This window comes from Kribbella endophytica (genome assembly GCF_054781295.1).
In genome coordinates this window covers 3,150,745-3,171,495 of sequence record NZ_BAAGUR010000001.1, presented here as the reverse complement: position 1 = coordinate 3,171,495, position 20,751 = coordinate 3,150,745, and the positions used below count along the sequence as shown (strand labels likewise).

Here is a 20,751-nt window from a genome sequence, read left to right as displayed (position 1 = left end):
CGAGCTAATACGGGACCCACCGGCTGGAAAGTTGTCAGGCGCCGTACCGCAGACCGTCCACCAGCAGGTCGAGCAACCGATCGGCCAGGCCGGGCTCGTTGCTGGCAGCAATCAGGGTGACGCCACCGAGGGCCATCAGGACATCCATCGGGGCGATGCCGGTGCGGAGTACGCCGTCCTGGATGCCGGCCCGGAGCAGCTCGGCGATGGCGTCGGCGAGCAGTTGCCGAGTCGCCATCTTGTGCTCGACCGAGAGGACAGCTTGGAGTGACTCGGCCATGCCGTGCTTGGTCTCGATGTAGTCGACGAACTGGCCCATCCACACGCGGAGCGCCTCGACGGGCGGATGGTCGTCGGCCAGTTGCTCGGCGGCCTCGGCGAGGCGAGCGGTTTCACTGCGGTACGTCGCCTCGACCAGCACCTCGCGGGTCGGGAACCGGCGGTAGAGCGTGCCGATGCCGACCCCGGCCGCTTGCGCGATGTCCTTCAGGGACGCGTCGGCGCCGTCGCGCGCGAAGGCCTGCGCGGCCGCCTCCAGCAGGCGGTCGTGGTTCTGCTGCGCGTCGGCTCTCATCACCCCTCCTTGATAAGCGGAGCCGCGTCCGGTTACTCTGGAGCTAACCGGATCCGGCTCCGCTTGAACTCTAGCAAGGAGCAGCAGCATGCCCATCACCTCGTTCCCCTTCGGCCCGACGTCCACCGCGGCGGAAGTCCTCGAAGGCGTCGACCTCACCGGCCGCCGGGCCGTCGTCACCGGCGGATCCTCCGGCCTCGGCCGGGAAACCGCTCGAGCCCTGGCGTCCGCCGGGGCAGAAGTCACCGTCGCCGTTCGCAACACGAAGGCAGGGGAAGAGGCCGCCGCAGCCATCACCGAAGAGCTCTCCGCGGCGGGCGCCGCCGCCGGGGCTGTGCTCGTTGCCCCGCTCGACCTCGCTTCACAACAGTCCGTCCGTGCCTTTGTCGCTGCCTGGCAAGAGCCGCTGCACATCCTCGTCAACAACGCCGGAGTGATGGCCACCCCCGAACTGCGCACCCCCGAAGGCTGGGAGCTCCAGTTCGCGACCAACCACCTCGGCCACTTCGCACTCACCACCGGCCTGTACGACGCGCTCGCAGCAGCCGCCGACGCCCGGGTCGTGATGGTCAGCTCGCGAGGACACCTGAACGGCCCGGTGCTCTTCGACGACGTCAACTTCGAGCACCACCCGTACGACCGCTGGGCGGCGTACAGCCAGTCCAAGACCGCCAACGTTCTCTTCGCCGTCGAGGCGGCCAAGCGGTGGGCCGACCAAGGAATCAGCGTCAACGCACTCGCACCCGGACGGATCCGCACCGGTCTGCTGCGGCACATCGGCGACGAGACCAACACCGCCGTCCCCGGCAAGTTCCAGGCGACCAACCCCGAGATCGGCTGGCAGACCGTCGAACAAGGCGCCGCCACCTCGGTGCTGCTCGCGGGGTCGCCGATCGTCGCCGGCGTCACCGGCCGGTACTTCGAGCAAGGCCGCCCGGCCGACGTCGCCGTACCGGGAGAGCTCAAGGGCGTCGCGTCCTACGCTCTGGACGCCACCGACGCGGCTCGCCTGTGGCAGTTGTCGCTCGACCTGCTGGGCAAGGAGAACCGGGCAGTGACCGATCGGTAATGTCATGATGTGGCGCATGGAGCTGAAGATGTCGGCGTCGTACGACGCCACCCCTGAGGAAGTCTTCGCGATCGTCACCGACGCCACCTTTCGCGAGCAGGCCTGCGAGAAGACCAAGGCGCTGTCGTACGACGTCAAGGTGAGCACGACCGGCGACGACACCGTGGTGCGGGTCGAGCGGAAGATGCCGTCGGACGACGTACCGGACATCGCGCGCAAGTTCGTCGGCGAGACGCTGACCGTGGTGCAGACCGAGACCTGGCACGCGGCGAAGCCGGACGGGTCGCGGGACGCCGACGTGCGCGGCGAGATCGCCGGGACGCCGGTGACGCTGAAGGGCAACGCGACGATCCGGTCCGAGGGCGGCAAGACCGTGCAGGCGATCACGCTGGACGTGAAGGTGGCGGTCCCGTTGATCGGCAAGAAGATCGAGCCGTTCGTCGTCGAGGCGATCCGGTCCGGCCTGGCCAAGGAGCACGAGCTCGGCCGCGAGTGGCACGACGGCACCAACTGAACCGTGTCGTTACCCGGCAGGCGGCGGCTCCGGTGGCAATCTGGAAACGGAATGTCACCGGAGGTGAGCCTGTCGTGCGTACGAAGCGAAGGACTACCGCACTGTCGGCCGGCGAGGACACGCAGTACTGCGTGTTCTGCGAGGCGACGGTGCTCTTCGAGCGGGTCGAGGCCGGGGACCATCCGGTCGACGACCCGGCCGGCGAGTGGATCTGCGTCAGCTGCGGCTCGGCCCTGCTGATCGGCGCGCCGCTGCAGCACCTCGAACACACCGCCTGACATCTCGTACGGCGGTCTGTCGGCCAGGGCGGCGACGGACAGACCGGCCTCAGAGCTGGACGCGGATGCCGGCTCCCCTGCTGTCGGCATCCGCGCCCATCCTTTCGGCTGCGCCTACAGCGGCGGGCCGAAACCACAGAGGACCGGGCGAGCCCGGGCCGGATCCAGCGCGTTGGCCACCAGCTGCGCGACCGTCGGGTCGAAGGCCAGCCCGACGTGCCCGACCGGGTCCAGCGGGCAGGTGTCCTGCACGAACTGGTTCTTCACGCCGGGTTCGCGAACGAACGACGTCTCGTGCGGCGTCACCAGCGCGTCCAGGCGCGACGCGATCACCGTGTACTTGACGCCAGGCTGCGCGATCGGACCGGCGGTCAGCTTCGCCACCTCGGAGCCCCCGACGATGATCTCGTCGCAGGCCGGGCAGCCGAAGTCGCGCAGCACCCGGTCGACCAGCGGCCGCAGCCCGAGGTAGTCGCCGACACTGACCAGCCCGGCGAACGTCGTCCCGTGCGTCGGCGGCGCCAGCGCGACGACCTTGCCGACCTTCCCGGCGTACCCGCGGACCTTCGGCCCGTACAGGCTCTGGAAGGCACCCTCGGAGTGCCCGACGATGTCGACCTTCGCGGCGCCGGTCGCGGCCCGGACCTGATCGACGAACGCCTCGATCTGCGCCGACGACTGCACGATCGAGACCGTGCCGCCGACCGGGATCGCGGGCGTCGCCTGGCCGTAGGTGAGCGTGAAGGCGCAGTAGCCCTTGGCCGCGAGGTACGGGCCGAGGAACGAGTAGTTGCCGGGCCCGTTGCCGCCGAGGCCGTGCAGCAGGACGAGCGGGTTCGGGTGCGCGGCCGACGGCTTGCAGGCCCAGTTGTCGAACCCGGAGGACGGCGCGGCGACCGCCGTCGTGGTCGTGCCGACGGCCAGCAGTACGGCGGTCAGCAGACCGGCGCCGGCGCGTCGAAGGAGATGGGGTTTCATCGCGACTCCAGAGGGGCAGTGTCGTTGGGTGACGACAAAGTGACAGCATGCATACATCCGGCAGTGGAGCACGTTCACGGGTTTCCGACAAGAGCTCGTGTTCAGAACGGGTTCGTCTGGTTACCAACCGGCCGCGCAGGGTAACGTCCAGCGCATGGGGCGAGTGATCAGAGGTTTGGACGCCGAGCAACGCCGGGCCGAGCGACGGGAGCAGGTGCTCGACGCCGCGCTCGACCTGTTCGCGGCGCAGGGGTACCTGAACACGTCGATCGAGCAGATCTGCACCACGGCGTACGTCGGGACGAAGAGCTTCTACGAGGTCTTCGACAACCGCGAGGCCTGCTACGTCGGGCTGCTGAAGCGCACCTCCGAGCGGCTCGAGGACACGATGATGACGCTTGCCGCGGGCAACACCGGCGGCAGCGAGCGCGAGGTCGCGCCCGGCCTGCTGTCGGCGTTCGCGCACGCGCTCGTCGACGACCCGCGGGTCGCCCGGGTCACCTTCGGCCAGGCCGGCGGCATCTCCGAGACCGTCGAACGGCAGCGCCGGACCAACCGCCGCTGGGCCGCCGGATTCCTAGAACAGCTCTGGGACCGGTACGACGGCCCGCCGTCCGAGCTCGACCACCGGATGCGCCATGGCGTCGCGATCGGCCTGGTCGGCGGCCTGTTCGACCTGATCTCCGACTGGCTGCTCGACGCCGACCTGCACGACCGCCGCCAGCTCGAGGACCTCATCGACGACCTCACCACGTTCTACATCACCGTTCGCCGCGGCCTGATCACCCAGAACTAGTGACTGGACAAGCATCAACCGAGTGGTCCTACCGGCCGCTGATCTGGCTCGCTGTGGCGACGTTCTCGACCGGGATCGACGGTTACGTTCTGGCCGGTCTGCTGCCGGCGATCGCCGACGACCTGCACGTCGAAGCGGCACTCGCCGGGCAGCTGGTGTCGGTGTTCGCGCTGACCTCCGCGCTCGCGGGACCGGTGCTCGGCACGGTGACGAGCCGATGGGAACGACGCGGCACGATCGGCTTGTCGCTCGCGGTCTTCGTGGTCGGCAACCTGATCGTCGGACTCGCTCCGAACTACCCGATCGCTCTCGGCGGCCGCGTGGTGGCGGCGCTCGGCGGCTGCCTGCTCAACGCCGCGGTCACCGGCTACGTGATCGCGCTGACGCCGATCCGGCATCGCGGCAAGGCGTTGTCGTTCGTCCTCGGCGGCTGGATGACCGCGACCGCGCTCGGCGTACCGGTCGGCTTGGCGCTCGGGCAGTCCAGCTGGCGGTTCCCGCTGATCCTGGTCTCGATCGTCGGCACGATCGCGCTGATCGGCATCCTGCTCCGGCTCCCCCAGCTGCATCTCCCCGCCGGATCACTGGCCGATCGACTGCGCCCGTTGCGTCAGCCGCAACTGCTGGCCGGGCTGCTCGTCACGACCGGCATCCTCTGCAGCAGCTACACGTGCTTCACCTACGCCACGATCATCCTGAGTCCGGCGTACCCGGGCGGCTGGGTGATCATCGTGATCATGTTCGGGTACGGCGTCGCGAGCATGCTCGGCAACGCGGTGACCGGTCGGCTGGTCGACCGTTTCAGCGCGCTGCGCGTGCTCACGGTCGTCCTGATCGGCCTGCTGGTGAACGCCGTCCTGGGCGTGGTCGCGTTCGCGGCCGGCGCGGTGGCGATCCTCGGGCTGGTGTGGTTCTTTGCCGCAGGCATCGGAAACGGCGGCGCGGCCGTTCCGCAGCAAGCCCGGCTCGCCGCGCTCGCGCCGGACTCGGCGGCGATCGTGATGGCGCTGAACGGCAGCGCGATCTCGCTGGGCGGGGCGCTAGGTGGCGGGCTCGGCGGCCTGACCCTGGCCGCGGGCTCAGCGCCGTACGGGCTGCTCGGTCTCGCGGCAGTGATCCTCGCGATCACCTTGGTGCTGCACCTGCGCGTTGCGAGGGTGCCCGAGACCGTCTGACGGTCCCGGGCACCATCACGATCAGCCCTGGTGCGGGTACCGGTAGTCGGTCGGCGCGGCGAAGGTCTCCTTGATCGAGCGCGGGCTCGCCCAGCGGATCAGGTTCCACATCGAGCCGGCCTTGTCGTTCGTGCCGCTCGCGCGAGCGCCACCGAACGGCTGCTGGCCGACGACCGCGCCGGTCGGCTTGTCGTTGACGTAGAAGTTGCCAGCGGCGAACCGCAGGTACTCCGAAGCGGTGGCGACCGCGTGCCGGTCCTGCGCGATGACCGCGCCGGTCAGCCCGTACGGCGCCGCGCTCTCCATCTGCTTCAGCACGGTCTCGTAGTCGCCGTCCTCGTAGACGTGCGCGCCGAGGATCGGGCCGAAGTACTCGGTGGTGAAGATCTCGTCGGTCGGGTCGTCGGAGACCAGCAGCGTCGGGCGGACGAAGTAGCCCTGGCTGTCGTCGTACGTGCCGCCGGCCAGCACCTCGATCGCGTCGCTGGCCTGGGCCCGGTCGAGCGCCGCCTTGTGCTTGGCGAACGCGCGGTCGTCGATGACGGCGCCGATGAAGTTCGACAGGTCGGTCACGTCACCCATCGTCAGCGAGTCGGCCTCGGCCGCGATGTCGTCGCGGATCTGGTTCCAGACCGAGCGGGCGACGTACGAGCGCGAAGCGGCCGAGCACTTCTGGCCCTGGTACTCGAAGGCGCCGCGGACCATCGCGGTCTTCAGCACGGCCGGGTCGGCCGACGGGTGCGCGAGGATGAAGTCCTTGCCGCCGGTCTCGCCGACCAGCCGCGGGTAGGTCTTGTACGACGAGATGTTGGTGCCGACCGTGCCCCACAGCGAGTGGAAGGTCTTGGTCGAGCCGGTGAAGTGGATGCCGGCCAGGTCCGGGTGGGTCAGCGCGGCCTTGCTCACCTCGAGGCCGTCACCGGTCACCAGGTTGATCACGCCGGCCGGGAGCCCGGCGGCCTCGAACAGCCGCATCGTCCAGTGCGCCGCGAACTGCTGGGTCGGCGACGGCTTCCAGACGACGGTGTTGCCCATCAACGCGGGCGCGGTCGGCAGGTTGCCGGCGATCGCGGTGAAGTTGAACGGGGTGATCGCGTAGACGAAGCCCTCGAGCGGGCGGTAGTCGGTGCGGTTCCAGACGCCGGGCGAGGAGATCGGCTGGTCGCTGATGATCTGCCGGGCGAACGCCACGTTGAAGCGCAGGAAGTCGATCAGCTCGCAGGCGGCGTCGATCTCGGCCTGCTGCACGGTCTTGGACTGACCGAGCATGGTCGCCGCGTTCAGGGTGTCGCGCCACGGGCCGGCCAGCAGGTCGGCGGCCTTGAGGAAGATCGCGGCCCGGTCGTCGAAGGACAGCGAACGCCACGACGGCGCCGCGGCCAGCGCCGCGTCGACGGCGGCCTTGCCGTCGGCCTCGGTCGCGTTGCCGAGGGTGCCGAGCACGTGGGCGTGCTTATGCGGCTGGACGACGTCGATCCGCGCGCCGCCGCCGAGCCGCTGCTCCCCGCCGATCGTGCAGGTCAGGTCGATCGCACCGGCGGCGTTGAACTCCTTGAGCTTCGCCTCCAGGCTGCCCCGCTCGGGCGAACCCGGCGCGTAGCCCCGGACCGTTTCGTTGGCGGGGGTGGGGACGGCGGTGACGGCATCCATGCTGCGCTGCTCCTCGATCGACTGGGGTGGGTACGCCGGTACGTGGCTGCGGGCGCGCGGACCGGCCCGATCGGGGCCAGCCGCGACACGTTCGCGCCTTCATGCTGCCACGACAGAGCCTGGGACCACGAACCCGACTGGTCTTCCACCTTTGTAGCAGATCTTACAGATGGATATCGATTGGATCGTTTGCTACGAGACGATCCGGACCGTCCCCGTGATCGCGTGCGTCGCGCCGGTCCACCAGCGCAACGTGCCGTCGCCGTCGCGTCCCGCGAGGGTCCAGGTGTAGGCGCCGGGCGGGAGCAGCCGGCCGGCCGAATCGCGTCCGTCCCAGTCGGCGCGTGCCGATCCGTTGGTCGTCGCGCAGTTGAGCGTACGGCGTACTGCCGTCCCCGACTTGATCGTCAGCGTGCAGGTCGGCAGCGCCTTGCTGATCCCGAACTCGGCGTTCCACAGCCGCAGCGCGGGATTGAACGAGGGCGGCGCGGAGCCGTTGCCGAGGTACTTCGGGTAGGCCACGAACGCCGAGTTCGGGCCGATCCGCGCGACGTCGTCCGGGGCGATCCAGGCCAGCGTCTCGTCGTGCACGTCGAAGGAACCGGAGTAGCGCAGCGCGCCGACCACCCCGGTCGCCGAGGTGCCGAGCCGGCCGACCTTGAGTGTGCCCGGCGACCCGTCGCGGATCGGGTAGGTGTCGTAGACGACGTGCCCACCGGACATCCGCAGGTTGAGGGTGTGGGCGGAGGTCACCAGGATCGCCGCGGCCTTGGTCTGCAGGTTGCGATGCCCGACGACCGACTGGCCGCAGTCGTCCTGGCCGGTGCGCGCACAGGTTGCCCAAGCGACGTAGTCGTCGTGGACGGCGACCCTCATGACGATCGCGGCTCCGGCTGCTTTGACCTGCAGGAGCGCACCGCTGGCCAGGTCCCGGCGCCAGACGGCGTTCTTGTCGTCGGCCCAGGTGAGGTAGTTGCCCCACAGGTCGACGGCCTGGGGATAGTTCGTCGTGATCGCCTGCTGCGTGCTGACGCCGGTGCGCAGGTCGTAGATCATCGGTACTTCGGTGTCGTACCACGGGTAGCAGACCGGGGACGGCGGGTCGCAGCGGTCGCCGGTGTACAGGGCCTTCCACCACAGCAGTCGCGATCCGGAGATCCGGAACTGCTGGCCACCGACGATCGCTTCGCGCACCGCCGAGGCGAAGACCCTGGTCCGGACACCGTCGTCGGCGACGAGCCAGAGCGTGCCCGCGGTGTCCTGGAACGCGCTTCGGCGTCCCTCGCGCGAGACCGTCCACCGTCCGAGGCTTGCCTGGCCGATCTTCGTCTGCGCCGTCAGCGTGACCGCGCCGGCCGGGCGCGTGTAGAACCGGCGACTCACCGAGTTGGCCGGGAGTTGGCTGTCGAAGTACGTCACTCCCCCCGCGCCCAGCGAGACCGCGTACGCCACCGGCGGCAGCAGGTCGACCGGCGCGAGCCTCGTCTTCGCGGCCGAGCCGCCGACAGCCACCGCCGCGTCGACGCCGGGCGTTGGTTGGCGGGAGTCGAAGACGAAACGGCTGCCGTCGCCGGCCACCGTGCGGGTGTCGGCGGTCTGCGTACTGGTGCCGTTCGCCGCGACCGAGCCGGCCGTACAGTCCGCTGTTCCCTGACAGGTTGTCCAGGCGGTCGCCCCACCGGCGATCGCCGTCGCGATCACCCAGCCAGTGACCTTGGTGGCCACGGGTGGCGCCGATCCGTCGGTGGTCGAGCGGACGACGTACGAGCTCGTCGGCGGGCTCTCGGTGTAGTCCTGGTGTGCCCAGGCCACCGACGTACCGGCCAGGGAGACGCCGCCCAGGAACTTGGTGTGGCCGCCGTCGGCGATCACCCGCGGCTGCGCGGCGGCGGCGTACGAGCGGTAGGTCAGCTGTCTGTTGCCGTCGGCGTCGGTCCCGGTGGTCGTGACGAACCCGGTCTCGTCCATCGCGATCAAGGTGTCCGCGGCGACGCCTGGGTACTGGGTGGCGATCCGGCAGCCCGTCGGCCCGGCCTCGACGCGGTAGCCGGCGTCGCTGATCCAGCCGAACGACGCGAACAGGCCACCGGGATCGCCGACGGCCCGGGCCGGTTGCGGCGACGCGTCGCAGCGCTTGGTCACCGGCGTACCGACGTACTGGTACGCGGTCTGGTTCGTCGCCCCGCCGAAGATCTTGTCGCCGTGCAGGTGCCGGAAGCTCGCGTCCACCTGGTACGCCGGTGCGCCGGCCGGTTTCACCCAGGTCGCCACGTGGTCCAGCGTGTTGTTGTCGTTGCGCGAAACCTTGTACAGCACGCCGGCCGGCGAGGCCCCCAGGACCTCGACGTACGGGCGGTCGAACAGGACCCGGTCCAGGTCCTGCACCCCCGCCGCCTCCGCCGAAGCCGGTACCGCCCCCAGTACCACGAGCGCCCCAACCAGCCAGCGTGCTTTCATCCCGACCCCTCCCCTTGCACACTCGATGCGGCGGAACGGTCAGAAGTTGCGGATCAGACGATCTTGACCGTTCCGGTGATCGGATGGGTCGCGCCGGTCCACCAGCGCAGCGTGCCGTCGCCGTCCCGGCCGGCCAACGTCCAGGTGTACGCGCCCTTGGGCAGCAGCCGTCCGGCCGAGTCCCGGCCGTCCCAGACGGCCCGCGCGGATCCGTCCGGGGTCGCGCAGTTGAGCGTACGGCGTACTGCCGTCCCCGACTTGATCGTCAACGTGCAGGTCGGCAACGCCTTGCTGATGCCGAACTCCGGGTTCCAGACCCGCAACGCCGGGTCGAACGACGGCGGCGCGGAGCCGTTGCCGAGGTACTTCGGGTACGCGACGAACGGCGAGTTCGGCCCGATCCGCGCCACGTCGTCGGGCGCGACCCAGGCCAGCGTCTCGTCGTGCACGTCGAACGCCGCCCGCCACCTGACCGGTCCGACCACACCGGTCGCCGACGTCCCCAGCCGGTTCACCCGGAGAGTGCCGCTCGGCGGGAAGCCGTTCGCGTAGGCGTCGTACACGACGTGACCGCCGGACAGTCTGACCTTCTCGGTGTTGGCGCTGACCAGCTGGATCGCGGCCGTCCGGGTCGTCATGTTGCGGTGGGCAATCACTGACGCCGCGCAGGTGCTGGACACTCCGGGCGTACAGGTCGACCAGGCCACGTAGTCATCGTGCACGGCCACGCTGTTGACCCGTGCGGTCCCGGCCGCCTTCGCTTGCACCACCGCGCCGCTGGCCAGGTCGCGGCGCCAGACGGCGTTGCCGATGTCGCTCCAGGCCAGGTAGTTGCCCCAGAGATCGAGGCTCCCGATCGCCTGGGCCGGTGCCGAGGCCGCGGTGCTGACGCCGGTCCGGAGGTCGTACAGCATCGGTACGCCGTTGTAGAGCGGATCGCACGGCGGTGGCCGCATGTCGCAGCGGTCGCCGTCGTACACGCCCTTCGTCCACAGCAACCGCGAGCCGGACAGCTTGAGGCCGACGCCGAGCACGACCTCGTCGCGCACGACACTGGTGAACACCCTGGTCCGGACGCCGTCGTCGCCGACCAGCCACAGCACTCCGGCCGCGTCGATGAAAGCGGTCCGCCGACCGTCCCTGGACACGGCGCGACCGCCCACAGGTCGGTTCGTCCCACCGATCCGGACCTGCGCCGACAGTCCGACCGTGCTGCCGGAGCGCGTGTACGTCCGTCGGTTGACCGAGTCGACCGGGCGTTGCGTGTCGACGTACGCGACACCGCCGGCGCCGAGCGCGACGCTGTACGCGACGGCCGGGAGCTGTGGGACGTCGACGATCCGGGTCCGCGCGGTCGTCGGGTCCACCGCGGTCGCGGCGTCGATGCCGGCCGGAGTCCCGTAAGTGTCGAAGACGAAGCGGGTGCCGTCGCTGAAGACGCTGTGCGTCCCGACCAGGACGTGCCGCGCACTGCCCGGACCGATCGACCCGCTCGCGCAGACCGCGGACTGGAAGTAGCACGCGTCCCAGCCGGTGGCGGCACCGAGGATCGACGTCCGCAGCACGATGCCGCTCACCCGCGTGGTGACCGGCGGGACCGAGCCGTCGGTCGACGAGCGGATGACGAACGTGGTGTCCGGCTGCTCGGTGTCGATGGTCGACCAGGTGACCACCTTGCCGCGCAGGGCCAGGCCGTTCGGCCAGCGGTGGAGCCCGGCGTCAGCGATCACGTGCGGGTGCGTCGGATCGGCGTACGAGTGGTAGGTGAACTGCCGGTTGCCCTGCTCGTCCAGGTTCTTCACGACCACGTACCCCAGCTCGTCGGCCACGGTCGGCACGCCGTCGGGCTGCGGGTACGTCGCGGTCACGCGGCAGCCGGTCGCGTCGATCTCCACCCGCTCACCGGAGGCGGCGATCCAGCCGAACGGCGCGAGCGCACCCGGCTGCGGACTGCTGTCGCAGTTCCTGGTGACGGGCACGCCGATCTGCTGGAACTCGATGGCGGTCGCGCCCGCGCCGTAGATCCGCTGTCCGGCCAGGAGGTCGAAGTTCGCGGCCACCTGGTACGGCGTACCGGCGGCGGGCTTGACCCAGGTCGTGGAACTGGCCTGCGCGTCGCCGTCGACCCGGCTGACCTTGTAGAGCACGCCCGTGGTGGAGGCGCCGAGCACTTCGATCCGGGGCGTCGAGGCCGGCACCCGGTCGAGGTCCAGGACCCCGGCGGCTTCGGCGTGAGCGGCGCCGAGCAGCAAGGCCAGGCTGACGGACAGCGGCAGGATCCGGCGTACGGCGAGCAGGTTCATGACGATCGCCTCCTGAGCAGCCTGATGCCGCGCAGGAGGCGAAAGTTGCGGCTACTGGCGCCAGGGCATGTGCTGGAGGGCCCAGGTGTTGCCGTCGGGGTCGGCGAACCACGCGTAGAAGACGCCGCCGAGGTCCTCGGTCGGGCTGACCTCGATGCCGCGGCCGATCAGCTCGGCGCGGGAGGCCTCGATGTCGGCGACGACCAGGTGCAGCCCGCGCAGCGTGCCGGCGGGCATGTCGAGCATCGGCAGCCCTTCGGCGAGCGTGATCGAGCAGTGCGACCCCGGCGGGGTGAGCTGCACGATCCGTACGCCGTCGGCCGGGGTGACGTCCACGTCCGCGTGGAACCCGGCGCGCACGTAGAACTCCTTGGCCCGCTCGAGATCCGTCACCGGCACGGGAATCAGCTCGAGCAGGTAGTTGCCCGCCAGCACTGGATCGTTCATGCAGACTTCTTCTTGGCGGCCGTCTTCTTGGCCGGAGCTGCCTTCTTGGCCGCCGCCTTCTTCGCGGGGGCTGCCTTCTTCGCAGCGGCCTTCTTCGCCGGGGACGACTTCTTGGCCGGTTCCTCCGACGCCGAGCCACCACCAGCGCGACGCGCCTTCGCGGCCTCGACCGACGCACGCAGCGCGGCGACCAGGTCGACGACCTCGGCGCCCTCGGTCTCCTCCTCCTCGGCGTCCGCCGGCAGCGGTACGCCGGCGGCCTTGGCCTCGACGACCTGCTCCAGCGCCTGCCGGTACTCGTCGTGGTACTGGTCCGGATCGAACTCGCCACGCAGGGTGTCGATGTACGACTCGGCCATCGCCTTCTCCTGCTTGCGGATCTCGATGTCCTCGTCCGGCGCCGCGAACGCCGCGTCGCGCACCTCGTCCGGCCAGAGCATCACCTGCAGGATCAGCACGTTCTCGTGGGTACGCAGCAGCCCGAGGCTCTCCCGCGACCGCAGCGCGACCTTCACCAGCGCGTACAGGTCGGAGCCGTCGAGCGCGTCCCGCAGCAGCACGTACGGCTTCCCGCCGGGCCCGCCGTCGGCGGCCAGGTAGTACGACTTGCCCAGGTAGAGCGGGTCGACCTGGTCGGCCGGCACGAACTCCAGCACGTCGATGACCTTCTTGCTGGACAGCGGAAGGTCGGCGAAGTCGTCCGGCTCCAGCACCACCATCCGGCCGTCGGCCATCTCGTAGCCCTTGCCGATGTCGGAGTACGGAACCTCTTCGCCGTCGATCGAGCAGATCCGCTTGTACCGGATCCGGCCGCCGTCGGCGACGTGGACCTGGCGGAAGGAGATGTCCTTCTCCTCGGTCGCGGAGTACACCTTGATCGGGATCGTCACCATCCCGAACGAGATGGCCCCCTTCCAGATCGCCTGCGCCATCGCCATCAGCTCCCTGTCAGATCAACCGTCAAGCCTTGCCCCGCCGGCCTTCCGCCGCGAGGAGATCAGGAATCTCCTGCGTGGCGTACCACAGCAGGTCTTCACCTTCGCACGAGTCGAGGGCGAAGACAGCGTCCTCGTGGTCCGGATTCGCGGTGTCACCGCGCGCCACGTCCCACAGCTCCGCCGCCTTGCCGACCACGTCCTCCGCGCTGTCCGCGTCCAGGTGCACCGCCGCCACCGCGCTCCACGGGATCACCACGTGCAGCTCCAGCCGCGCGTCGCCCAGGTGGACGCTGCCGTCGGCCGGCGGCACGGCTGCCACCTCGCAGGCGACAACGACCCGCTTGCGCGGCGCGCCCGGGTCGGCGGCCAGCAGTCCGACCGAGGCCTTCGCGGCCTGCGCCATCGCGGCGTACTCGAGCTCCTCGTCGTCGCCCTGGGTGTACCACTCGCGCAGCGCCGGCGTCACGGCGTACACCGTCATCGGCGCCGGGGCGATCTCGGCAGCGTGGCAGGCCGCGTCGAGCAGCGGCAGTGTGGACGGTACGTAGACCCTCATTGGTCCGCCTTCTTGGTGCTCCGGGGCTTCTTCCGGCCGCGTGTGGCCCGGTTCCGGCTGCCCTTGGTGGTGTCCAGCAACTCGTCCAGCGCGTCGGTGACGCACTGGGCGAACACGGCCAGGTCCGGCATCGCCGTCCGGTCCGCGTTCAGCCCGAACGAGACCTTGCCGTCGTACGACGTGACGCCGACCGACAGCCCCTGGCCCGGCATCAGCGGGACCACCGGGTACGACGCGAGCATCGGCGCGCCCTGGGCGTAGAGCGGGAACTGCGGCCCCGGCACGTTGGTGATCACGACGTCGTCGATCGGCCGGACCGTGGCGGTGGCGACCCGGGCGGCGAGCGCGTGCAGGGTGGTCGGGGCGAAGCCGGCGATGCCGACCAGCGACCGGGCGCTGACCGCGCGACCGGTGTCCTTGTGCACCTTGGTCTGGTACGAGATCTGGTGCAGCCGCATGACCGGCGAGTTCTCCCCGACGGGCAGCGTCACGGTCGAGGCGATCACCGACGAGCCGAGCGAGGTCGGCTCCTCGTCCTCGTCGTCACGGATGCTCACCGGTACGACGGCGCGCACGCTCCGGGTCGGGCCGACGCCTTCGCCCCGGGTCATCATCCAGGCGCGGAACGCGCCGGCGACGACGGCCAGGACCACGTCGTTGATCGTGCCGCCGTGCATCGCGCGGACGGTCCGGAAGTCCTCGAGATCGGTCTGCACAGTGGTGAACCGGCGCTGCCCGGAGGTCTTCACGTGCAGCGAGCTCTCCTGCGCGTGCCGCTGGGCCACCAGCGAGCCGACCACGTCACCGATCACCTCGCGCACCGACGTCGAACCGGTCAGGCTGGCCATCTCGGCCCGGGCCAGCTCGAGCACTGCGGTCGGGTGCCGGGTCGCGTCGGCGAAGACGCCAGCGAGCAGCTCCAGCGCGGACGGCGGGTGGTCGGGCTGCCAGGTGTCGGTCGGCGTCTCCCGCGGGTGCGCCGTCGAGTCGAGCACGACCTGGCCGATGTCGACCGTGCTGTTGCCGTCGACAAGGGCCTGGTGGGACTTGGAGATGATCGCGAACCGGTCGCCCTGCAGGCCCTCGACCAGGTACATCTCCCAGAGCGGGCGCGCCCGGTCGAGCCGCCGGGACATGATCCGGGCGACCAGCTCCAGGAGCTGCGCGTGCGTGCCCGGCCGCGGCAGGGCGGACCGCCGTACGTGGAAGGTGATGTCGAAGTCTTCGTCGTCGACCCAGACCGGACCGGCGAAGCGGCCCGGCACCTGCTGGACGCGCTGCCGGTAGCGCGGCACGAAGGCGATCCGGTCGCGGATCAGCGCGACCAGGCTCTCGTAGTCGAACTCGTCGTCGGAGTGCACCGGCGGCTCGAAGATGTCGACCGTGCCGACGTGCATCGGCGTGGCCGGGGACTCGGCCTTGAGGAAGGTCAGGTCGAGCGACGACAACCGGTCCGGCATCCGCGTTTCCCTTCCCTTCGAAGTGTGGTCCGCTCACCCTAGCCGCCTGCTCGGACAGTGAGCTGCAACACTACTGAAGGCGATCGTGACACGACTGATCGTCGGCTGCGGGAACCCGGCGCGCCCGGTGTTCGTAGCACCCTGTGGGCGTGTTCGGCGCCCACCGGTATCGACTCGTGCTGAAAGGCCCCTCGCATCATGCGTTCGACGTTCTCCCGCGGTACTGCTCTCGCGTTCCTGCCCGCTCTCGGCATGCTGGTCCTGGCCGGCTGCGGCGACGACTCCGGCAGTGGCAGTTCGCCCTCCCCGAGCGCCCCGGTGACGACGCCGAGCGACACGCCCTCGTCAACTCCTTCCGCGACGCCGTCGGACGACCCGAAGAACACGCCGTCGAACACCGCCGACCCGTCCGGGGAGCAGGCCGACGTGACCATCAACGTCACCGTTGCCAACGGCAAGGTGAACCCGAGCGGCGACAGCATCAAGGTGACCGCCGGCCAGACCGTCCTGGTCACCGCGGTCAGCGACGCCGCCGACGAGCTGCACATCCACGGGTACGACAAGGAGCTCGAGCTGGCGCCGGGCAAGCCGGCCTCGGTCAAGTTCACCGCGAACATGAAGGGCACCTTCGAGGTGGAGACGCACGAGAGCGGCAAGCTGGTCGCCAAGCTCGTCGTGTCCTGACCCGATGACCCCTCTTCTGCTGCCGCTCCACGGGATCGGCGGCCGGCAGGACCTGCCCGTCCCGTTCGGCCTGGCCGTCGGTGGTGCCGCGGTCGCGATCGCGCTGTCGTTCGTCGTACTGGGTGTTGCGTGGCGTACGTCGAAGTACCGCGGCAACGCCTCCGGCCGGCCGCTGCCGGACGGCGTCACCCGCACTGTCGATGCGGGCTGGTTCCGCTGGGTCGTCCGGCTCGTCGGGCTGGCCGTCTTCCTCTACGCGATGGTGTCGCTGCTGTTCGGCGTCGACCGGCTGACCAACCCGATCTTCGGCTTCATCTACATCCTGGTGTGGGTCGGCCTGGTGCCGGTGTCGCTGCTGCTCGGCCCGGTCTGGCGCACGCTCAACCCGCTGCGCACGATCCACCTGCTGCTGTCGAAGCTGCTCCGCCAGCCCGCGTCTCGCGGCGTACTGGAGCTGCCGAAGTGGGTCGGGCTCTGGCCGGCCGCGCTCGGGATCCTCGCGTTCACCTGGCTCGAACTGGTCGCACCGGACCGCGCGACGCTGCCGGTGCTGCAGGCCTGGATGGCCTTGTACGTCGTGATCACGCTGTTCGGCGCGATCCTGTTCGGCGACCGCTGGTTCGCCGCCGGCGATCCGTTCGAGGCGTACGCGACGCTGATGTCCCGGCTGTCGCCGTGGGGCCGGCGTGACGACGGGAAGATCGTGTTCCGCCGCCCGCTGGAGAACCTGGACGGCCTGAAGGTCCAGCCCGGACTGGTCGGACTGGTCGCCGCGCTGCTCGGCAGTACGGCGTACGACGGCTTCTCGAACTCGTCGGCCTGGATCGGCTGGGCGCAGAACTCCGGCTACTCGATGACCCTGCTCGGCACGCTGATGCTGGTCGCGTTCATCCTGTTCGTGCTCGTCACCTACTCCGGCGCGACGCTGCTGGCCGGGCGACTCTCGGACAACAGCTCCCGCGCGTCGCTGCCCGGGCTGTTCGCCCACTCGGTCGTGCCGATCGCCTTCGGGTACGTCGTCGCGCACTACCTGACGCTGTTCATCCTGGAAGGCCAGCGGACGCTCATCTACCTGAGCGACCCGCTGAGCAACGGCGCCAACGTCTTCGGCACCGGCCTGCTCGCCGTCAACACCGGAATCACCAACCACAGCACGGCGATCTCGGTCATCCAGGTGCTGGCCGTGGTCTGCGGGCACCTGCTCGGCGTGGTGTCCGCGCACGACCGGGCGGTCGCGTTGTTCCCGCGGCACAAGGCGCTGGCCGGGCAGGTCCCGCTGCTGGTCGTCATGGTCGGCTACACCGCCGGCGGGCTGCTCCTGCTGTTCTCGTCCTAGATGTTCACGGTTGAGGAACGCTCGGCCCTCCGCGCCCAGTTGGTCGCGGAGGCTCGGGCGGACGCGCGGATCACCGGGCTGGCGCTGACGGGCTCGGGAGCTTCTGGAGCTGAGGACGAGTGGTCGGACATCGACCTGTACCTGGGGGTCATGGATCCTCAGGTCGTGCTCGACGAGTGGACCGCACGCATGTACGCGGAGCACGACTGTGTGGCGCATCTGGACATGCGAGTACGGCGTACGACGTACCGGGTCTTCTTCCTGGGCAGCACTTTGCAGGTGGATGTAGCGTTCGCGCCGGTTGCTGAGTTCGGTGCCTTGGGACCGGCGTTCCGGACTGTTTTCGGAGAGGCCGTCGAGCAGACACCGGTCGCTCAACCGGACGCTGCCGACCTGATCGGGATGGGCTGGCTGTACGCCTTGCACGCGCGGTCGAGCATCATGCGGGGTAAGGGCTGGCAGGCGGAACACATGATCAGCGGGCTGCGCGACCAGGTGCTGATGCTTGCTTGTCTTCGGCATCGCGTGCCTGTGGGCGACGGTCGTGGCTATCACCTGTTGCCGCCGGCGCTGCTGCGGCCGCTGGAGGGCTGCCTCGTCCGCGCGATCGACCCCGCCGAGCTGGATCGCGCGCTGGGCGCGACGATCCAGGTGTTCCTCGGCGAGGTCGCCGCGGTCGATCCCTCGCTTGCTAGCCGGCTGAGCGCTCCGTTGCGGGAGCTTTCGCTCGCGACGTGATCGCCAGTACGACGAAGGCGATCATGCCCAGGATCAGGTGCGAGTTGCCCGGGATGGACTGCCAGAAGGACCAGCTGAGCTCGCGGTCGTCGCGGTAGGGAACCCACCAGATCGAGCGGAGCACGAACAACCCGTACCAGAGCACGGCTGTGGCGATCGCCGGACGGCGACCCCACTGACGGTCGACCGCGCGGATCAGGCTGATGCCGAGCGGGATGATCCAGACCCAGTGGTGGCTCCACGACACCGGCGACGCGTAGAGAACGGCCAGCGCCATCACGGAGATCGCGGTGACGCGCTCATCGGCCAGCCAGTAGCGGCGGGCCAGCCAGAGCACGAGCAGGCCGAAGACCGCCGACAGGACGAACCAGACCGGCTGGATCCAGCCGGCGTCGTCGCCGAGGCGGCTGAGGAAGCCCATGAACGACTGGTTCGCGGTGTAGGCCAGTCCGCCGACGCGGTTGGCGTTGCGGATGACAACGGTCCAGTACTCCCACGACTGGTTCGGCACGACGACGAAGCCGATCGCCATCGTCGCGAGCAGCCCGAGCAGCGCGTTGCGGAACGCCCGCCACTGCTTCGTGACCAGCAAGAACGCGAGGAACGGCAGCGGAGTCAGCTTGATGCCGATCGTCACGCCGACCCAGAAGCCCCGCCAGCGGGCGTTCTGCGGCCTGATCAGATCGAGCAAGATCATTGCTGTCAGCAACAGATTGATCTGGCCGAACTGGATCGTCTGCCAGACCGGTTCGAGCAGGAGTGACGCGAGCGTCAGGGCTGCCAGTATGGCGATCCGCTGGTTGGTGAAGCGTTGCGGCAACAGGTTCCAGGCCGATTCCGGCAGCGCGGCGCGCCAGATCGCACCGATACAGAGCACGGAGATCGTCGTCCAGACCACCAGCGCGACACCCCACGGCACAGCGGCCAGCGGGACCATCGCGATCGCCGCGAACGGCGGGTAGGTGAACGGCAGTCCCGAACCGGGCAGCTGCGCGTCGTACAAGGACGCCCGGTCGAGCAGGACCGAGCCGCCCATCCGGTACACGCGGAGGTCGATCATGCCGTCGAACAGCCCGTACGCCCAGGCGCCGAGGGCAACGAACGCGGCGCAACCGAGCACGGCGACGACGATCCAGCGGGGGTCGGTCCTTGTGGTGCCGCTGGTGGGTGAGGTCGTGGTCACGTCAGGTCGACCCCGAACAGTGCTTCCAGCTCGCGCTTCGTGTCGTCGTACGCCGTGTGGTGGATCGCGGTCATCCCGAGCTGCTTCGCGGCCTCGACGTTGAGCTCGAGGTCGTCGATGAACACGCACTCGGCCGGCTGAAGGCCGACCCTCTCGGCGGCGAGCAGGTAGATCTCGGGCTCGGGCTTACGCAGCCCGACCTCGCCGGAGATCACGAGATCGTCGAACATGCCTTCCCAGGTGTCCTTGGGGTAGGTGTTGCCCCAGGAGTTGGACAGCAGGGCGGTCTTGATCCCGTGGCCCTTCGCCCGTCGTACGAGAGCGGTCATGCGGGGTTCGTGCTCGAAGTGCGCGAACATCCGCTCGATCAGCCCTTCGGCCTTCAACGGCGTCCCGTCCCGCGTCAGCAGCAGCGCGGCGAGCTTCCGCTCGAAGTCCGGTACGGCGATCTGCCCACGCTCCAACGCGTGAATCGGGTTGATCTCAGCCTCCGCCGGATCGGCGCCCAACCACTCCACCACAGCCTTGAAGTACGCCTCGAAGTCAAGGTTGTCCAACTCGGCCCACCGCCCGAGCGCCACGTCCAGCCCAGACGTCAGCACCCCACCCCAATCAACCAGCAGCCCCCGCAACACCTTGTCGTCAGACATGCGCGCAAGACTACTCACGCCCACCCTCCAACCCGGCTACCCCCTTGGCCGACCTGATCAGCACCCTGCCCCACTACTTCTTTTTCAGCGCCGCAGACCACCTCAGCACGCGCCAACTTCTCCGGCGCCAAACGACAGCCCCAGCCCGCACCTGAAAACTAGTTGGCGTACTCAACCGAGACATCGCCCGACGACGTCTTCGCCGTGATCGTCCGGGTCGCCGCCGGATCCGTCCTGAGCTCAGTGTGCTCATCACCCGACGAGGTGTCGGTGTCGACCTTGTAAGTCTCAGACCCCTCCGGCACCAGCACCGTGACATCCCCCGAAGTCCCCTGCGCCCGAACCTCCTGAGGCGCCGAAACAAACGTCAACTCGACCTTCCCAGACGTCGTCTTCCCATGCACCGTCGTCGCCGTCAGCGCCGTCCCCTCGATGTCCCCCGAGGTGGCATCCAGCGTCATCTCCCCGCCACCACCATGCACCTCGATGTCCCCCGACGTCGTCTTCAACTTCCCGATCTCGGCAACATCGGACACCTTCACCGTCCCACTCGTGTTGTCGACCGAGACCTTCAGATCCTTCGGCACCGTGATCACGTAGTCCGTCGCACACCCGAAGGACATGAACGTGCACCCGTTCGCCTTCACCTCGAGCTTGCCGTCGCGGTAGCTCTCGTCCGGATCACTCCCGAACACCGTCTTCTTGAACTTCCGCTCGACCTTGATCTCCCGCACGTCCCCAGCCACCACCTCGATGTCCGACGACTTGCTCACCACCGTCAACGAGGTCCCCTGCACCGGATAACTACCCTGCGTCGCCTTCGCTTCCTCGGTCAGGTTCGTCAGCGCCCAGTAAGCACCCCCGAGAATCAACGCCACCGAGATCGCAATCCCGAACCGCCGCTCAGGAGTCATCGCCCCACTCGACCGACCCTGCACCTCGGACATCGCACTCCCCTAGCTACT

Annotated in this window: 20 protein-coding genes; 8 read left to right on the top strand and 12 right to left on the bottom strand. The window is 69.4% G+C overall.

Features of this window, described 5'->3' with window-relative positions; translation table 11 throughout:
- Nucleotides 1–34 precede the first annotated feature (34 nt).
- Complete coding sequence (locus ACYVIO_RS15180) at nt 35–574, bottom strand: TetR/AcrR family transcriptional regulator (RefSeq protein WP_460651391.1); 540 nt, start codon at nt 572–574, stop codon at nt 35–37.
- Between the two features lie 88 nt (nt 575–662).
- Between ACYVIO_RS15180 and ACYVIO_RS15175 the strand changes: the two genes are divergently transcribed.
- The 3 genes from ACYVIO_RS15175 (at nt 663) to ACYVIO_RS15165 (ending at nt 2,435) form a co-directional block, all read left to right on the top strand.
- Nucleotides 663–1,643: an SDR family NAD(P)-dependent oxidoreductase gene (locus ACYVIO_RS15175; RefSeq protein ID WP_460651390.1), complete on the top strand. Its 981-nt coding sequence runs from the start codon at nt 663–665 to the stop codon at nt 1,641–1,643.
- 16 nt (nt 1,644–1,659) lie between these two features.
- Entirely contained in the window at nt 1,660–2,157 is a 498-nt protein-coding gene (locus ACYVIO_RS15170) for a DUF2505 domain-containing protein (RefSeq protein ID WP_460651389.1), read from the top strand.
- Between the two features lie 74 nt (nt 2,158–2,231).
- On the top strand, nt 2,232–2,435 hold the full coding sequence (locus ACYVIO_RS15165; protein WP_460651388.1) for a hypothetical protein: 204 nt from the start codon (nt 2,232–2,234) through the stop codon (nt 2,433–2,435).
- A gap of 114 nt (nt 2,436–2,549) precedes the next feature.
- Here the strand turns inward: ACYVIO_RS15165 and ACYVIO_RS15160 are convergent, their stop codons facing one another.
- Nucleotides 2,550–3,413 carry an alpha/beta fold hydrolase gene (locus ACYVIO_RS15160; protein ID WP_460651387.1) on the bottom strand — a complete coding sequence of 288 codons (864 nt, stop codon included), beginning with the start codon at nt 3,411–3,413 and terminating at the stop codon, nt 2,550–2,552.
- Nucleotides 3,414–3,567: 154 nt separating this feature from the next.
- Between ACYVIO_RS15160 and ACYVIO_RS15155 the strand changes: the two genes are divergently transcribed.
- Nucleotides 3,568–4,209 (top strand): TetR/AcrR family transcriptional regulator, encoded by a 642-nt coding sequence (locus ACYVIO_RS15155; protein ID WP_460651386.1) that lies wholly within the window; start codon nt 3,568–3,570, stop codon nt 4,207–4,209.
- A complete protein-coding gene (locus ACYVIO_RS15150) occupies nt 4,209–5,384 on the top strand; it encodes an MFS transporter (RefSeq protein WP_460651385.1) in 1,176 nt (391 codons plus the stop codon). Before ACYVIO_RS15155 ends, ACYVIO_RS15150 begins: the two co-directional genes overlap by 1 nt.
- Before the next feature lie 21 nt (nt 5,385–5,405).
- Here the strand turns inward: ACYVIO_RS15150 and pruA are convergent, their stop codons facing one another.
- The 7 genes from pruA to ACYVIO_RS15115 form a co-directional block, all read right to left on the bottom strand.
- Entirely contained in the window at nt 5,406–7,034 is a 1,629-nt protein-coding gene (pruA, locus tag ACYVIO_RS15145; RefSeq protein ID WP_460651384.1) for an L-glutamate gamma-semialdehyde dehydrogenase, read from the bottom strand.
- A gap of 192 nt (nt 7,035–7,226) precedes the next feature.
- Nucleotides 7,227–9,491, bottom strand: coding sequence for a hypothetical protein (locus tag ACYVIO_RS15140; RefSeq protein ID WP_460651383.1), 2,265 nt, complete (start codon nt 9,489–9,491; stop codon nt 7,227–7,229).
- 53 nt (nt 9,492–9,544) lie between these two features.
- Complete coding sequence (locus ACYVIO_RS15135) at nt 9,545–11,794, bottom strand: hypothetical protein (protein ID WP_460651382.1); 2,250 nt, start codon at nt 11,792–11,794, stop codon at nt 9,545–9,547.
- A 51-nt stretch (nt 11,795–11,845) separates the two neighbouring features.
- Nucleotides 11,846–12,241, bottom strand: coding sequence for a VOC family protein (locus ACYVIO_RS15130; protein WP_460651381.1), 396 nt, complete (start codon nt 12,239–12,241; stop codon nt 11,846–11,848).
- A complete protein-coding gene (gene ku, locus ACYVIO_RS15125; protein WP_460651380.1) occupies nt 12,238–13,173 on the bottom strand; it encodes a non-homologous end joining protein Ku in 936 nt (311 codons plus the stop codon). The genes ACYVIO_RS15130 and ku overlap by 4 nt, the downstream gene beginning before the upstream one ends.
- 28 nt (nt 13,174–13,201) lie before the next feature.
- On the bottom strand, nt 13,202–13,735 hold the full coding sequence (locus ACYVIO_RS15120) for a DUF6912 family protein (RefSeq protein WP_460651379.1): 534 nt from the start codon (nt 13,733–13,735) through the stop codon (nt 13,202–13,204).
- Nucleotides 13,732–15,195 carry a WS/DGAT/MGAT family O-acyltransferase gene (locus ACYVIO_RS15115; protein WP_460651378.1) on the bottom strand — a complete coding sequence of 488 codons (1,464 nt, stop codon included), beginning with the start codon at nt 15,193–15,195 and terminating at the stop codon, nt 13,732–13,734. Before ACYVIO_RS15115 ends, ACYVIO_RS15120 begins: the two co-directional genes overlap by 4 nt.
- 198 nt (nt 15,196–15,393) lie before the next feature.
- Here ACYVIO_RS15115 and ACYVIO_RS15110 point away from each other — a divergent pair, with 198 nt between their 5' ends.
- Genes ACYVIO_RS15110 through ACYVIO_RS15100 form a run of 3 tightly spaced genes read left to right on the top strand, consistent with a single transcriptional unit; the run spans nt 15,394 to nt 17,953 of the window.
- The gene (locus tag ACYVIO_RS15110) at nt 15,394–15,879 is read left to right on the top strand and encodes a cupredoxin domain-containing protein (RefSeq protein WP_460651377.1); all 486 of its coding nucleotides are present in this window, start codon (nt 15,394–15,396) and stop codon (nt 15,877–15,879) included.
- A gap of 4 nt (nt 15,880–15,883) precedes the next feature.
- A complete protein-coding gene (locus ACYVIO_RS15105; RefSeq protein WP_460651376.1) occupies nt 15,884–17,215 on the top strand; it encodes a hypothetical protein in 1,332 nt (443 codons plus the stop codon).
- Complete coding sequence (locus ACYVIO_RS15100) at nt 17,216–17,953, top strand: nucleotidyltransferase domain-containing protein (protein WP_460651375.1); 738 nt, start codon at nt 17,216–17,218, stop codon at nt 17,951–17,953.
- On the opposite strand, the gene ACYVIO_RS15095 is transcribed toward ACYVIO_RS15100, so the two are convergent.
- The 3 genes from ACYVIO_RS15095 to ACYVIO_RS15085 all read right to left on the bottom strand — a co-directional run bounded on the left by ACYVIO_RS15095 (nt 17,907) and on the right by ACYVIO_RS15085 (nt 20,733).
- A complete protein-coding gene (locus ACYVIO_RS15095; protein ID WP_460651374.1) occupies nt 17,907–19,136 on the bottom strand; it encodes a glycosyltransferase 87 family protein in 1,230 nt (409 codons plus the stop codon). The genes ACYVIO_RS15100 and ACYVIO_RS15095 overlap by 47 nt on opposite strands.
- Nucleotides 19,133–19,786 carry an HAD family hydrolase gene (locus tag ACYVIO_RS15090; RefSeq protein ID WP_460651373.1) on the bottom strand — a complete coding sequence of 218 codons (654 nt, stop codon included), beginning with the start codon at nt 19,784–19,786 and terminating at the stop codon, nt 19,133–19,135. Before ACYVIO_RS15090 ends, ACYVIO_RS15095 begins: the two co-directional genes overlap by 4 nt.
- Before the next feature lie 158 nt (nt 19,787–19,944).
- The gene (locus ACYVIO_RS15085) at nt 19,945–20,733 is read right to left on the bottom strand and encodes a DUF4097 family beta strand repeat-containing protein (protein WP_460651372.1); all 789 of its coding nucleotides are present in this window, start codon (nt 20,731–20,733) and stop codon (nt 19,945–19,947) included.
- Nucleotides 20,734–20,751 lie beyond the last annotated feature (18 nt).